We start from the raw sequence: 14,987 nt of genomic DNA, 5'->3' as shown, positions 1-14,987 counted from the left end.
CCCTGTGATTGATCCGAGCCCCGCACCACCCGCCCGCCCCTCCCGGGGGACGGGTACCGGAAAGGACCGCACCCCATGACCTACACCGGTCGGGTCGCCGTCGGCGGCCCCCCCGACGTCCACGAACTGGCCGGCCTGCTGATCAGCAAGGTCGCCGTCGGACCCATGGAGAACAACGCCTACCTCCTGCGCTGCCGGGCCACCGGGGAACAACTCCTGATCGACGCCGCGGCCGACCCCGACACCCTGCTGAGACTCATCGGGCCGGACGGCCTCGCCACCGTGGTCACCACCCACCGGCACGGCGACCACTGGCAGGCACTGGAGGACGTGGTCGCCGCGACCGGGGCCACCACCCTGGCCGGTCGACACGACGCCCCCGGCATCCCGGTGCCCACCGACCGCCTCCTGGACGACGGGGACACCGTCACCGTGGGGCGTTGCGACCTGGTGGCGCGGCATCTGGTCGGCCACACCGAGGGGTCCGTGGTCCTGGTGTACGACGACCCCCGCGGTCACCCCCACGCCTTCGTCGGCGACTGTCTGTTCCCCGGAGGTGTGGGCAACACCCGCGGTGACGCGGAGGCGTTCCACAGCCTGCTGCACGACGTGGAGACCAAGCTCTTCGCCGCACTGCCCGACGAGACCTGGATCTATCCCGGCCACGGCGCCGACACCTCCCTCGGAGCCGAACGTCCCCACCTTCCCGAGTGGCGCGAACGCGGCTGGTGAGGCCCCGTCCCCGGCGGGGCGGTGTTGTCGGCGTCCCGGACTAGGGTGGTCGGCATGGCCGATCCCTCCACCTACCGCCCCGCCCCGGGAGAGGTTCCGGACACCCCCGGTGTCTACCGCTTCCGCGACGAGCACCGTCGGGTGATCTACGTCGGGAAGGCCAAGAGCCTGCGTCGCCGGCTGGCCTCCTACTTCCAGGACGTCGCCGCGCTGCACCCGCGCACCGCCGGCATGGTCACCACCGCCGCCTCGGTGGAGTGGACGGTCGTCTCCACCGAGGTGGAGGCCCTCCAGTTGGAGTACGCCTGGATCAAGGAGTACGACCCCCGGTTCAACGTCAAGTACCGCGACGACAAGAGCTATCCCTCCCTCGCGGTCACCATGAACGAGGAGTTCCCCCGGGTCCGGGTGATGCGCGGCCCCAAGCGGCGCGGCGTGCGGTACTTCGGTCCCTACGCCCACGCCTGGGCGATTCGGGAGACCGTGGATCTGCTGCTGCGCACCTTCCCGGTGCGCACCTGTTCCGACGGGGTCTTCAAACGCGCCCGCCAGGTGGGCCGACCCTGTCTGCTCGGCTACATCGAGAAGTGCGCCGCCCCCTGCACCGGTCGCGTCACGCCCGGGGAGCACCGCGAACTCGCCGAACAGTTCTGTGACTTCATGGCCGGCAGGACCGGTACCCACCTGCGCCGGCTGGAGGGGGAGATGGCCGCCGCGGCCGAGGCCATGGAGTACGAGCGGGCGGCCCGGTTGCGCGACGACATCGCCGCCCTGCGCCGGGCCATGGAGAAGAGCGCGGTGGTGCTGGACGACGCCACCGACGCCGACCTCCTCGCGGTGGCCGCGGACGAGCTCGAGGCGGCGGTGCAGATCTTCCACGTGCGCGGCGGCCGGGTGCGCGGCCAACGCGGCTGGATCAGCGACCGGGTCGAGGACGTCTCCGTCGCCGGGTTGGTCGAGCACGCGTTGCAGCAGCTCTACGGCGAGGAGTCCGGGGCCGGCGAGGAGACCGGCGGCGGGGGAGGCGTGCCCCGCGAGGTGCTCGTTCCCGAGTTGCCGGACTCGGCCGAGGCGCTGGGGGCCTGGCTCGCGGCGCGACGCGGCTCACGGGTCGAACTGAGGGTTCCCCGTCGGGGCGACAAGAAGGAGCTGCTGGCCACCGTCACCCGCAACGCCGAGCACGCCCTCGCCGTCCACAAGACCAAGCGTGCCTCCGACCTGACCACCCGCTCCCGCGCGCTCGAGGAGATCACCGAGGCACTGGGGCTGGACTCCGCACCGCTGCGCATCGAGTGCTTCGACATCTCCCACCTGCAGGGGGAGGATGTCGTCGGCTCCATGGTGGTCTTCGAGGACGGTCTGGCCCGCAAGGGTGAGTACCGGCGCTTCAGGATCCGCGGCTTCGAGGGCCAGGACGACGTGCGCGCCATGCACGAGGTGGTCTCCCGCCGCTTCCGCCGCTACCTGAGGGAGATGGAGAACACGGACGAGTGGTCGGCCGACGGTGCCCGGGACCCCGGCTCCCCGGACGCCCCGTCCGACCCCGGCCCACCCGGCGGGGCCCCGGTGCCCGACGGGGGGGACGAACCGCCCCTCGCCGGTACCGCCCGGGACGAGGAGGGCCGTCCCCGTCGCTTCGCCTACCCCCCGCAGCTCGTGGTCGTCGACGGCGGCCCCGCACAGGTGGCCGCCGCCCGCCGTGCCATGGACGAGCTGGGCATCGACGACGTGGCCGTCTGCGGCCTCGCCAAGCGGCTGGAGGAGGTGTGGCTGCCGGACGAGGAGGACCCGGTCGTCCTGCCCCGCACGAGCGAGGGCCTGTACCTCCTCCAGCGGGTCCGCGACGAGGCACACCGCTTCGCGATCCGCTACCAGCGCACCCGCCGCTCGGCGGCGGTGCGACGGGGGCCGCTGGACGACATCCCCGGTCTCGGCGAGACCCGCCGCACCGCGCTGCTGCGTCATTTCGGCTCGCTCAAGCGATTGCGCGCCGCGGACGTGGACCAACTGTGCGAGGTGCCGGGTATCGGCCGCCGCACCGCCGAGACGATCGTGGCCGCTCTCGCCGCCGGGCCGGGCCCCGCCCCGGCCGTCAACACCGCCACCGGTGAGATCATCGAGGAGTGATCGACAACCGTCCGAGGGGCCCCGGGGAACCCGGGAGAACTCGAGGGACCTCGAGGGACCTCGAGGGACCTCGAGGAAAAAGCTGTGACGGGCGCCACGCCCCCCGGGACCCGGACAACCTCTTTCCGGGGTGTGCGTCGGAGCGGGCGGGGCAGGTGGCACCATCGGTGGCGGAGGAGCGGATCGTGATCCACCGGCGAGCCGGGACGACGATCCGGCCGACCGGCGCGTCCGCGCGTCCGTCGGATCCCTCCCGGCCGAGTCGGTCCGTGCCCGGATCGCCGCACCGTCCGCATGTCCGCCACCGCGGCTCGCCCACGAGCCGTGCCCAAACCGTCGCGCGTCACCCGCGCGGCGACCGCCCCGGGGGAGCCCCACGATGAGTGATCAGACGCCCGAGACCGCCGCCACCGACGCGCGCGAGCCCGGTCTCGCCCCGCTCTCCGAGGAGCCGACCCTGCCCGAGTTGGTGATCATCTCCGGTATGTCCGGCGCGGGCCGCAGCACCGCCGCCAAGTGCCTGGAGGACCTGGGCTGGTTCGTCGTGGACAACCTCCCGCCCGCGCTGATCACCACCATGGTCGACCTCGGCGCCCGCTCGCAGGGCAACGTGGCCCGCATCGCCGTCGTCGTCGACGTGCGCGGACGCGGGTTCTTCGACAGCCTGCGGGAGTCCCTGACCGACCTCACCGCCATGGGCGTCACCCGCCGCACCGTCTTCCTGGAGGCGTCCGACAACGCCCTCGTGCAGCGGTTCGAGTCGGTCCGTCGTCCGCACCCCCTCCAGGGCGAGGGGCGCATCGTCGACGGCATCGCCGCCGAGCGGGATCTGCTGCGCGAACTGCGCGGCGACGCCGATCTGGTGATCGACACCTCCTCGCTCAACGTGCACGAGCTGCGGGCCAAGATGAACGCCCACTTCACCGGCAACGACGAGCCGGAACTGCGTGCCACCGTCATGTCCTTCGGGTTCAAGTACGGACTGCCGGTGGACGCCGACCACGTCGCCGACGTCCGCTTCCTGCCCAACCCGCACTGGGTGCCGGAGCTGCGGCCCTACACCGGCACCAGCGAGCAGGTGGCCGGCTACGTGTTCGACCAGCCCGGCGCCAAGGACTTCCTGGAGCGCTACGCCGAGCTGCTGGAGCTGATCACCTCCGGTTACAAGCGCGAGGGCAAGCGCTGGGTCACCATCGCGATCGGCTGCACCGGCGGCAAGCACCGCAGCGTGGCCATGTCCGAGCGATTGGCCCGCAGACTCTCCGCCGCGGGGGTGGAGACCTCGGTCGTCCACCGAGACATGGGACGCGAGTAATGCCGCCGGGCGGCCGGGAGCCGCGCCGATCCCCCGGCGGGGCGCGCCCGGTGCGGGTCCTGCGCCCCGGCCGCGCTCCAGGGCGCCCCGGCCGCGGCGCTCGCGGTGCCGGCCCGCCGAAGGTGGTGGCCCTGGGCGGAGGTCGGGGCCTGTCCGCGTCCCTCACGGCCCTGCGTCGGATCACCGGTGAGGACCTCACCGCCGTGGTGACCGTCGCGGACGACGGTGGCTCCAGCGGTCGGCTGCGGGACGAACTCGGCGTCCTGCCACCGGGCGACCTGCGCAAGGCCCTGGCCGCGCTGTGCGGTGACGACGAGTGGGGCCGCACCTGGGCGCGGCTGGTGCAGCACCGCTTCACCAGCCGGGGGGAGCTGCACGATCACGCGGTGGGCAACCTGCTGATCGTGGCCCTGTGGGAGCAACTGGGCGATCACGTGGCCGCGTTGGATCTGGTGGGGAGGCTGCTGGGGGCCCGGGGACGGGTGCTGCCCATGGCCGGCGTGCCGCTGGAACTGTGCGCCGAGGTGCGCGGCCACGACCCGGCCCGCCCCGGGGAGACCTCCCTGGTGTGCGGTCAGGCGACGGTGGCGCTGACCTCCGGCGAGGTGCAACGGGTGCGGCTGACGCCCCCCGATCCGCCGGCCGTTCCCGAGGCGGTGGCCGCCATCCGGGAGGCCGACTGGGTGATTCTCGGCCCCGGTTCCTGGTTCACCTCCGTGATCCCCCACCTGCTGGTGCCCGACCTGCTCTCGGCGCTCACCGAGACCCGGGCCCGCAGGGTGTTGTGCCTCAACCTCGCGCCGCAACCCGGGGAGACCGACGGCTTCTCGCCGCAGCGTCATGTGGAGGTTTTGGTACAACACGCCCCTAAACTCACCTTCGACGTGGTGTTGGCCGACACGGCCGCCACCCGGGACCACCAGGCCGGCCTCGAGGAGGCCGCCGAACGGATCGGGGCCGTGGTTCAACGGGCCCCGGTCGCGGCGCGCGACACCACGCCCCGGCACGACCCGGAGCTGTTGGCCGCGGCGTACGACCGTATTTTTCGGATGCACGGAAGGATCGGCCCATGGCGATGACGGCAGCGGTGAAGGACGAGATCTCGCGTCTCCCGGTGACCCGCACCTGTTGCCGCAAGGCGGAGGTCTCCTCCATGCTGCGGTTCGCCGGTGGGTTGCACCTGGTGAGCGGGCGCATCGTGATCGAGGCGGAGCTGGACACCGGCATCGCCGCCCGCCGTCTTCGCCGCGACATCCTGGAGATCTTCGGGCATGCCTCCGACCTGGTGGTGATGGCCCCCGGTGGCCTGCGCCGGGGCAGCCGCTACGTGGTGCGGGTGGTGGCCGGCGGTGAGCAACTGGCCCGGCAGACCGGACTGGTGGACAGCCGCGGTCGCCCCATCCGGGGGCTGCCACCACAGGTCGTCTCGGGGGCCGGCTGTGACGCCGAGTCCGCCTGGCGCGGCGCCTTCCTCGCCCACGGATCACTCACCGAGCCCGGGCGTTCCTCCTCCCTGGAGGTGACCTGTCCCGGTCCGGAGGCCGCGCTGGCCCTGGTGGGGGCGGCCCGTCGACTCCAGATCGCGGCCAAGGCCCGCGAGGTGCGCGGGGTGGACCGGGTCGTGGTCCGCGACGGCGACGCCATCGGCGCCCTGCTCACCCGTCTGGGCGCCCACGAGGCGGTGCTGGCCTGGGAGGAGCGGCGGATGCGCCGGGAGGTGCGGGCCACGGCCAACCGGCTGGCCAACTTCGACGACGCCAACCTGCGGCGCTCGGCCCGGGCTGCCGTGGCCGCCGGCGCCCGGGTGCAGCGGGCCCTGGAGATCCTCGGCGACGACGTTCCCGAGCACCTCGCCGCCGCCGGTCGGCTGCGGATGGACCACAAGCAGGCGTCCCTGGAGGAATTGGGCGCCCTCGCCGACCCGCCGCTGACCAAGGACGCCGTCGCGGGCCGGATCCGGCGGTTGCTGGCGATGGCCGACAAGCGGGCGAGTGACCTGGGGGTGCCCGGCACGGAGGCGAGCCTCACCGAGGAGATGGTGGGCTGACACCCCGTCGACCCGGCCCCCTCCGGGGTGGCCGGGGTCGGGCCCGGTTCCCCGGGGGGCGGGGGAGACCGCCGGCGCCGATGCCCACACCCGACCGGTTACCGAAAAGTAGCCACCGATCGGTGAAAACGGGCCGTTCGGCCCATCGGGGGACCGGCCCGCCGATGTCACCACCCGGGGCCCGGCGCGGTAGGGTCGGATGTGGTCGGGGACATCCCAAACAGCTTCGTCGGTGTCCGTCACCGGCGTACCAACGAGGAGATCGGTTCGTGACGATCCGCGTAGGCATCAACGGCTTCGGCCGCATCGGTCGCAACTACTTCCGCGCGCTCCTGGAGCAGGGAGCTGACGTCGAGATCGTGGCTGTCAACGACCTGGGTGACACAGCGACCACCGCCCACCTGCTGAAGTACGACACGATCATGGGTCGCCTCCAGGCCGAGGTCTCCCACACCACCGACACCATCACCGTGGACGGAAAGACCGTCAAGGTCCTCTCCGAGCGCGACCCCGCCGACATCCCGTGGGGCGAGCTCGGTGTGGACATCGTCATCGAGTCCACCGGCATCTTCACCAAGCGTGAGGACGCCGCCAAGCACCTGACCGCCGGTGCGAAGAAGGTCCTGATCTCGGCCCCGGCCAAGAACGAGGACTTCACCGTGGTCATGGGCGTCAACCACGAGGACTACGACCCGGCGAACCACCACGTCATCTCCAACGCCTCCTGCACCACCAACTGCGTGGCGCCGCTGGCGAAGGTCATGGACGAGAACTTCGGGATCGTCAAGGGCATGATGACGACGGTTCACGCGTACACCAACGACCAGCGCATCCTGGACTTCCCGCACAAGGACCTGCGTCGTGCCCGGGCCGCCGCGCAGAACATCATCCCCACCTCCACCGGCGCCGCGAAGGCCACCGCCCTGGTGCTCCCGCAGCTCAAGGGCAAGCTCGACGGCATCGCCATGCGCGTCCCGGTTCCCACCGGTTCGGTCACCGACCTGGTGCTCGAGGTCAGCCGCGACGTGACCCGCGACGAGGTCAACGCCGCCTTCCAGAAGGCGGCCGAGGGGCAGCTCAAGGGCGTCCTGGAGTACACCGAGGACCCGATCGTCTCCTCCGACATCGTCAACTGGCCCGCCTCCTGCACCTTCGACTCCCAGCTCACCATGGCGCAGGGCAACCAGGTCAAGGTCGTCGGCTGGTACGACAACGAGTGGGGCTACTCCAACCGTCTGGTGGACCTCACCGTCTTCGTCGGCGAGAAGCTCTGACCGCGGGCGACACCGCGGCGTGACCGCGATGTGACGGACAGGGCCCGTGCCGCGTGCACGGGCCCTGTTCCCTGCGCCGGTCCGCCCGGCACGTGCCGGGCCACCGCGGCGTCCCCCGCGCCTTCCCACCGACAGCCGACGCACTTTTCCACCGACAGGAGTCGATCCGTGCAGACCCTCGACGACCTCATCGCCCGGGGCGTGGCCGGTCGCCGCGTCCTGGTGCGCGCCGACCTCAACGTTCCCCTCGCCGGCGCCCCCGGCGCGCAGACCATCACCGACGACGGCCGCATCCGGGCCGCCGTGCCGACGATCACCCGGCTGGCCGAGGCCGGTGCCCGGGTGATCGTCACATCCCACCTGGGCCGTCCCAAGGGCGAGCCCGACCCCCGGTACTCCCTGGCCCCGGTCGCCGCGCGGCTCGGGGAACTCCTGAACCGTCCGGTCGCCTTCGCCGACGACACCGTCGGACCCGCCGCCCTGGCGACCGTCGAGGGCCTGGCCGACGGGGAGGTGGCGCTACTGGAGAACCTGCGCTTCAACGCCGGTGAGACCGCCAAGGACGACGCCGAACGCGGCGCCTTCGCCGACCGTCTCGCCGAACTCGCCGACCTGTACGTCGGCGACGGTTTCGGTGCCGTGCACCGTCGGCACGCCTCGGTGTGGGACCTGCCCGCCCGCCTGCCGCACGCCGCCGGCGGCCTGATCGCCACCGAGGTCGGTGTGCTGCGCCGGCTGACCGAGAACGTCGAGCGTCCCTACGCCGTCGTCCTGGGCGGGGCGAAGGTCTCCGACAAGCTCGGGGTCATCGACCACCTGCTGGAGCGTGCCGACCGCATCCTGATCGGCGGCGGCATGGTGTTCACCTTCCTGGCGGCCCGGGGCCACCGCGTGGGTTCCTCGCTGCTGCAGGAGGACCAGATCCCGGCGGTCCGCGACTACCTGCGCCGGGCCGAGGAGCGCGGAGTGGAGTTCGTGCTGCCGGTGGACATCGTGGTCGCGGAGAACTTCCCGGACCCGGAGACCGGCGCGTCCGCAAACCCGGAGACGGTCCCCGCCGACGCGATGCCCGAGGGACGGATGGGCCTGGACATCGGTCCGGAGTCCCGCAAGCTCTACGCCGCCCGCCTGGCCGACACCGCCACGGTGTTCTGGAACGGTCCGATGGGGGTCTTCGAGCACCCGGAGTTCGCGGACGGCACCAGGGCGGTCGCGCAGGCGCTGCTCGACGGTGACGCCTTCACCGTCGTGGGCGGTGGCGACTCCGCCGCCGCGGTCCGCCTGTTGGGCTTCGACGAGACGGCCTTCGGTCACATCTCCACCGGTGGCGGAGCGAGCCTGGAGTACCTGGAGGGCAAGACCCTGCCGGGTCTCGCGGCGCTGGAGGACTGAGCCGGCGGGGTCGGGGCCCGCGGGGCGTGTTGATCACGACACGCGCCACCGGGAGCCCCGGTCCGCCGCCGGCGTCCGCCCCCTGACAACCGGTGTCCTGTCCGACACCGGATCCCGGCTCCTACCGGCCCCGTCGGCCACCGGTGCCGGGAACCCCACCCGACTCCACCGATGACACCCCCGGGAACCGGATGTGCCCGACGCACCCGCCGTGCCCGGGACCCGAAGGCTCCGATGAATCCGACGAATCCGATGATGACGAGGACACGCCACCGATGACCACTCGCACGCCGCTGATGGCGGGCAACTGGAAGATGAACCTCAACCACCTCGAGGCCATCGCCCACGCCCAGAAGCTCGCCTTCGCCCTGGCGGACAAGGACTACGAGGCCGTCGAGGTCGTACTCCTTCCTCCCTTCACCGATCTGCGCTCGGTGCAGACCCTGGTGGACGGGGACAAACTCAAGTTGCGCTACGGGGCCCAGGACCTCTCCTCCGAGGACTCCGGTGCCCGCACCGGTGAGATCTCCGGCTCCATGCTCGCCAAGCTCGGCTGCGCCTATGTGGTCGTCGGCCACTCCGAGCGTCGCCAGTACCACGGCGAGAACGAGGAGACCTGCAACGCGAAGGTCCGCGCCGCCTTCCGGCACGGTCTGGTGCCGATCCTGTGCGTCGGCGAGGGACTGGACGTGCGGAAGGCCGGCGAGCAGGTGCCGCACACGCTCGCGCAGCTCGACGGCGCGCTGCGCGATCTCCCCGTCGAGCAGGCCGCCCGGCTGGTGATCGCCTACGAGCCGGTGTGGGCCATCGGCACCGGCGAGGTCGCCACCCCCGAGAACGCCCAGGAGGTCTGCGGGGCCATCCGTGCCCGGCTGGCCGAGCTGTACGACTCCGGCGTCGCCGAGCAGGTGCGCATCCAGTACGGCGGTTCGGTCAAGGGGGACAACGTCGCCGCGATCATGGCCCAGCCCGATGTGGACGGCGCCCTGGTCGGCGGGGCCTCTTTGGACGCCGACGAGTTCGTCCGCATCGTCCGCTTCCGCGACCGCTGATCCACCGACCCCGGGACGGGTGGGCCGCCGCCCGCCCTCCCGGGGCCCCGGTCGGCGTCAGCCCGCCGCACGCGATCCCGGATCCCCGATCATCGCGTGCAGCGGGGGACGCCCGCCGGGCTCCAACCTGTACATTGGGGGACGTCCGGTCGGCCTCCGGGCCGCCCTTTGGCGCCCGGGCCGCGCACACGTCCACCACCAGTCCGTCTCCAGAGAGTGGGTTCACCGTGATCACGGGGTTCTCGATCGCCCTCATCCTGTTCAGCTTCCTGCTGGGGCTGTTGGTGCTCATGCACAAGGGCAAGGGCGGCGGCCTCTCCGACATGTTCGGTGGCGGCATGCAGTCCTCCGTCGGTGGTTCCTCGGTGGCCGAGCGGAACCTGGACCGGATCACCGTCGTCGTGGGCCTGATCTGGTTCGCGATCATCGTGGTCCTGGGTCTCCTGGTCAAGAACTGACCTTTCCCGCGACGAACCGGCCGGGGGTGATCACACCCCGGCATCGTTCGTTACCACGGGTCCTGCGCGGGGGGGAACCTCACATACACTGGGGCAACTTCGCAGCACGTGAGGCAGGGAGTCAGACCGTGGCAGGTGGCAACGCGATCCGGGGCAGCCGGGTCGGCGCGGGGCCCATGGGCGAGGCCGAGCGCGGGGAATCCGCGCCCCGTCTGAGGGTCTCGTTCTGGTGCGCGAACGGACACGAGACGCGGCCGAGCTTCGCCAGCGACGCGCAGATCCCGGATGGTTGGGACTGCCCGCGCTGCGGCTTCCCCGCCGGTCAGAACCGTGACAACCCGCCGGACCCGCCGCGCAACGAGCCCTACAAGACACACCTGGCGTACGTCCGTGAGCGACGCAGCGAGGCCGACGGCGAGGCCATCCTCGCCGAGGCGCTCGCCAAGCTCCGCGGCGAGATCTGAGGGCCGGGGCGCGGCGTCCGACCGCTCTCCGGGGCGCCCGGTGAAGCCCCCGCCGCCGTGAGGGCCCGGCCCCGGGGAACGCCGGCTTACCGGCGGGAGAAGGTCCTGTGAAGCCCGCGCCGTCCGTGCGGCGAGCCGCGGCGGGGCTCATTAACGTCCTCCCATGGCCAAGCCCCCCCTTCTGCTCAGGCAAGCCCTGCGCCCCGTTCTGCGGGCACTCGATTCCCGCATCGACCGCCGTATCCGCCACACCGGTGGGGAGCGGGGGCGCACCGTGGCCGAACTGCGACGGGCCGTGGAGGAACTCCGCGCCGAGGTGTCGGCCCTGCGGTCCGGCGGCGCCCCGGGCGTCGGCCCCGGCGGCCCGCCCAACGCCGCCGACCCCGCCGCCGACCCGGTCGTCCGGGCGACGGTGGAGGCGATCTTCGGCCCGGAGGGGCGTCGGGACCGTCGTGTCGATCCCGACCGGATGCGCATGCTCGCCGCCGAACTCGCCGACCTCGGGGATCCGCGCGGTGTCGCGCCGCGCGAGGTGGTCATCGCACACCGCACCCTGGTGGAGGTGGAGAACCGGGGGGTGGGACGCGTCGCCGGCTCCACCCCCAACATCGTCGGCAAGCTCGCCGCCGTTCCCCTGCTGCGCCCGCCGAACGGGGAGATCCTGGAGATCGGTTGTCTCTACGGTCTGTTCGCCGGGGCCCTGGTCCGCCAGGTGCTGCGGAGCGGGAACGACTACCGGCTCACCCTCGTGGACCCGGTGGCGCCCCGACAGCTCCAGGGCGGCAGGGAGCTGCGGGAGGACGCCTCCGGGGTGCCCATCACCGAGGCCCTGGTGCGTTCCAACCTCGCGCTGGCCGGGGTGGACCCCGACCGGACGCGGCTGTGCCGGGGGCTGTCGGGCGACCCGGAGGTGCGTACGGCGGCCTCGGACCGTTCCTACGGGTTGATCGTGGTGGACGGCGACCACACCGCCGAGGGGGTGGCGGCCGATCTGGAGTGGGTGGAGACGATCACCGCGCCGGGCGCGGTGGTGGTCCTCGACGACTACGGGGCCCGGCAATGGCCCGGCGTGCAGGAGGCCACCGACCGCCACCTCAAACGCGGTGACGGCCGCCTCGAGTGGGTCGGCAGGGTCGCCACCAGCGCCTTCCTGCGGGCGCGCTGATCGGCCGCGGCCCCGGGACGCGGCCGATCGTCCGGCTCCGTACACCGGGATCGACCGGACCCGGGATCGACTAGCGTGGGCCCCGGCGGGGACCGCACAGCGAGAGATGGGCTGGAAACGCACGATGAACGCAGCAGGCCGGACGGGGCTCGACCGGATGCCGGAGTGGCACGACTTGGCGAAGCACCGGGAGGAGCTGGGGGAGGTCGACCTCCGGGAACTGTTCGCCAAGGACCCGGGACGGGCGGAGCGCCACACGGTGCGGGCCGGTGACCTCCACATCGACTTCTCCAAGCACCTCATCACCGACGAGACACTGCGTCTGTTGCTCGACCTGGCCGCCGCGACGGACGTGACCGGGCTGCGGGACGCGATGTTCCGCGGGGAGCGGATCAACACCACCGAGGACCGGGCGGTACTGCACACCGCGCTGCGGGCGCCCCGGGACGCCGAGATCCGGGTGGTCGGCGACGGCGGGGACGGCGGGGGTGTCGGGGAGAACGTCGTGCCCGCCGTGCACGCCGTCCTGGACCGCATGGGCGCCTTCGCCGAGCGCGTCCGCTCGGGGGAGTGGACCGGGCACACCGGTCGGCGCATCCGCACGGTCGTCAACATCGGCATCGGCGGCTCCGACCTGGGCCCGGCCATGGCCTACGAGGCCCTGCGCCCCTACGCCAGCCGGGAGGTGGCCATCCGCTTCGTCTCCAACGTGGACGGCTCGGACCTGCACGAGGCGCTGCGGGGACTGGACCCCGCCGAGACGCTCTTCGTGGTGGCCTCCAAGACCTTCACCACCATCGAGACGATCACCAACGCCCGCTCGGCCCGGGCCTGGCTGCTGGAGGGACTGGGCCCGGACGCCGACGAGGAGGCGGTCGCCCGCCACTTCGTGGCGGTCTCCACCAACGCCGCCGAGGTCGCCGCCTTCGGCATCGACACCGCCAACATGTTCGAGTTCTGGGACTGGGTCGGGGGCCGGTACTCCTACGACTCGGCGATCGGCCTGGCGCTGATGGTCGGCATCGGCCCGGACAACTTCCACGACATGCTGGCCGGCTTCCACACCGTCGACGAGCACTTCCGCACCGCTCCGCCGGCGGCCAACGCCCCGCTCCTCATGGGTCTGCTGGGCATCTGGTACAACGCCTTCCACGACGCCCAGTCGCACGCGGTACTGCCCTACTCCCACTACCTGGGGAAGTTCCCCGCCTACCTCCAGCAGCTGGACATGGAGTCCAACGGCAAGTCCGTGGATCGGGACGGCGAGCCGGTGCGCTGGCAGACCGGTCCGATCGTCTGGGGCACCCCGGGCACCAATGGTCAGCACGCCTACTACCAGTTGCTGCACCAGGGCACCAAGCTCGTCCCGGCCGACCTGATCGGCTTCGCCCGGCCGGTGGCCGAGCTCTCCCCCCGACTGCGGGACCACCACGACCTGCTGATGGCCAACCTCTTCGCCCAGGGGCAGGCCCTGGCCTTCGGCAAGACCGCCGAGGAGGTCCGGGCCGAGGGTGTCACCGGGGAGCTTGTGCCGCATCGCACCTTCCGGGGCAACCGTCCCACCACCACGATCCTGGCCCCCCGGCTGACCCCCTCCGTGCTGGGACAACTCGTCGCGCTGTACGAGCACAAGGTCTTCGTCCAGGGCGCGGTGTGGAACATCGACTCCTTCGACCAGTGGGGCGTCGAGCTGGGCAAGGTCCTGGCCAAGCGGGTGGAGCCGGCGCTCACCGAGGGCGCCGAGGTGTCCGGTCTGGACGCCTCCACCGCGGCCCTGGTCGCCCGGTACCGCGAACTGCGCGGGCGTTGAGCCGCCCGGCCCGGTGGCCGGCGTCCGCACCCGGAACCGTGCGACGGCCCCCGTCCCGCCGATCTTCGGCGGGACGGGGGCCGTCTTCGGGTCGGGGCCGGGCCGCGAGCGGCCGGGGCCGCTCAGCCGGTGATGGGCGGGCGGATCCGTTCCGGCAGCTGCGCCGCGGCCGCCGTGTCCAGCAGCCACAACGTCCGCTCCGTGCCGTGCACCCCCGCCGCGGGTACCGAGGCGCCGTCGGCCCCCGACAGGGCGGTGGCCACCGCCCCCGCCTTGTCCTCCCCGGCGGCCAGCAACCAGACCTCGCGCGCACCCAGGATGGCCGGACGCGTCAGGCTGATCCGCTCCGCCGGCGGCTTCGGCGCGCCTCGCACCGCCACCACCGCGCGCCCGCTCTCCCCCAGCGCGGGGTGATCGGGGAAGAGGGAGGCCACATGGGTGTCCGGTCCCACGCCCAGCAGCAGGACGTCCGGCTCGAAAAGGCCGCTCCCGTCCGGTGAGGCCGCCGCGAGTTCGGCGGCGTACCGCTCGGCGGCGGCCTCCAGCGCCCCGAGCGCGGCCGGATCGCTGTCGGGGTCGGCGGCCGGCATGGCGTGCACCCGTGCCGGGTCCAGCGGCAGCGAGTCCAGCAACGCCTCCCGGGCCTGCGTCTCGTTGCGGTCCGGATGCCCGACCGGCAGGTACCGCTCGTCACCCCACCACAGGTCCACCCGCGACCAATCCACCGCCTCCCGGGCCGGGGAGGCGGCCACGGCCCGCAGCAGGGCGATGCCGTTGCGGCCGCCGGTCAGGACCACCGACGCGGAACCCCGTTCACCCTGCGCGTCGACGACGCGGGTCAACAGGCGGGCGGCGGCGGCCGCCGCGAGCACCTCCGCGCTCCGGTGCACCAGCACCCGGGGGATCACCCGTCCCGACTCGGTCATCGCTTGATCCCCTTCCGGGCGGTGAGCTTCCACGAGGTTCCCGAGCCGGTCTCGCCCGGCGACCTCCGGGGGTCCGACTCCGGTGTGTCCCCGGACCCCTCCGGGACCTCGGCCTCCCCGGTGGGGGGCCCGCCCCCGTTGTCCTCCTCGTTCCGGTTGTCGCGGTTGTCGCTGTGCTCGTCGCTGTCCCCGGTTCCGCTCCCCCCGGTGCCGTTCCCGGTCTCC

At 72.6% G+C, this 14,987-nt stretch carries 13 protein-coding genes and 1 pseudogene; 12 read left to right on the top strand and 2 right to left on the bottom strand.

The window, feature by feature from the left end:
- The first annotated feature begins 75 nt into the window (after positions 1 to 75).
- From FNQ90_RS02570 to pgi, 12 genes are all read left to right on the top strand, one after another.
- Positions 76 to 732, top strand: coding sequence for an MBL fold metallo-hydrolase (locus tag FNQ90_RS02570; protein WP_182604746.1), 657 nt, complete (start codon positions 76 to 78; stop codon positions 730 to 732).
- A 54-nt stretch (positions 733 to 786) separates the two neighbouring features.
- Positions 787 to 2,859, top strand: coding sequence for an excinuclease ABC subunit UvrC (uvrC, locus tag FNQ90_RS02565; RefSeq protein ID WP_182604745.1), 2,073 nt, complete (start codon positions 787 to 789; stop codon positions 2,857 to 2,859).
- Positions 2,860 to 3,238: 379 nt separating this feature from the next.
- Positions 3,239 to 4,174: an RNase adapter RapZ gene (rapZ, locus tag FNQ90_RS02560; RefSeq protein WP_182604744.1), complete on the top strand. Its 936-nt coding sequence runs from the start codon at positions 3,239 to 3,241 to the stop codon at positions 4,172 to 4,174.
- Positions 4,174 to 5,253: a gluconeogenesis factor YvcK family protein gene (locus tag FNQ90_RS02555; RefSeq protein WP_182604743.1), complete on the top strand. Its 1,080-nt coding sequence runs from the start codon at positions 4,174 to 4,176 to the stop codon at positions 5,251 to 5,253. The genes rapZ and FNQ90_RS02555 overlap by 1 nt, the downstream gene beginning before the upstream one ends.
- Positions 5,244 to 6,221, top strand: a complete 978-nt coding sequence (gene whiA, locus FNQ90_RS02550) for a DNA-binding protein WhiA (protein ID WP_143622302.1) — start codon at positions 5,244 to 5,246, stop codon at positions 6,219 to 6,221. The genes FNQ90_RS02555 and whiA overlap by 10 nt, the downstream gene beginning before the upstream one ends.
- Positions 6,222 to 6,490: 269 nt before the next feature.
- On the top strand, positions 6,491 to 7,495 hold the full coding sequence (gap, locus tag FNQ90_RS02545) for a type I glyceraldehyde-3-phosphate dehydrogenase (protein WP_143620237.1): 1,005 nt from the start codon (positions 6,491 to 6,493) through the stop codon (positions 7,493 to 7,495).
- A 168-nt stretch (positions 7,496 to 7,663) separates the two neighbouring features.
- Complete coding sequence (locus FNQ90_RS02540) at positions 7,664 to 8,887, top strand: phosphoglycerate kinase (protein ID WP_182604742.1); 1,224 nt, start codon at positions 7,664 to 7,666, stop codon at positions 8,885 to 8,887.
- A gap of 275 nt (positions 8,888 to 9,162) precedes the next feature.
- Positions 9,163 to 9,939, top strand: coding sequence for a triose-phosphate isomerase (gene tpiA / locus FNQ90_RS02535; RefSeq protein ID WP_182604741.1), 777 nt, complete (start codon positions 9,163 to 9,165; stop codon positions 9,937 to 9,939).
- Between the two features lie 227 nt (positions 9,940 to 10,166).
- Complete coding sequence (gene secG, locus FNQ90_RS02530; protein WP_143620231.1) at positions 10,167 to 10,397, top strand: preprotein translocase subunit SecG; 231 nt, start codon at positions 10,167 to 10,169, stop codon at positions 10,395 to 10,397.
- 176 nt (positions 10,398 to 10,573) lie between these two features.
- Positions 10,574 to 10,861 (top strand): RNA polymerase-binding protein RbpA, encoded by a 288-nt coding sequence (locus tag FNQ90_RS02525; RefSeq protein ID WP_153426938.1) that lies wholly within the window; start codon positions 10,574 to 10,576, stop codon positions 10,859 to 10,861.
- A gap of 163 nt (positions 10,862 to 11,024) precedes the next feature.
- Entirely contained in the window at positions 11,025 to 12,026 is a 1,002-nt protein-coding gene (locus FNQ90_RS02520) for a class I SAM-dependent methyltransferase (protein ID WP_182604740.1), read from the top strand.
- A 124-nt stretch (positions 12,027 to 12,150) separates the two neighbouring features.
- Entirely contained in the window at positions 12,151 to 13,836 is a 1,686-nt protein-coding gene (gene pgi / locus FNQ90_RS02515) for a glucose-6-phosphate isomerase (protein WP_182604739.1), read from the top strand.
- Between the two features lie 122 nt (positions 13,837 to 13,958).
- Here the strand turns inward: pgi and pgl are convergent, their stop codons facing one another.
- Positions 13,959 to 14,762, bottom strand: coding sequence for a 6-phosphogluconolactonase (gene pgl / locus FNQ90_RS02510; protein WP_182604738.1), 804 nt, complete (start codon positions 14,760 to 14,762; stop codon positions 13,959 to 13,961).
- A pseudogene (locus tag FNQ90_RS26965) lies at positions 14,759 to 14,987 on the bottom strand (hypothetical protein); the annotation flags it as partial. The pseudogene FNQ90_RS26965 and the gene pgl, both read right to left, overlap by 4 nt.

This window comes from Streptomyces alkaliphilus, from assembly GCF_014141535.1.
Taxonomy (GTDB): Bacteria; Actinomycetota; Actinomycetes; order Streptomycetales; family Streptomycetaceae; genus Streptomyces; species Streptomyces alkaliphilus.
Note: the sequence above shows the minus strand (reverse complement) of the source record. Positions and strands in the feature narration are given on the sequence as shown.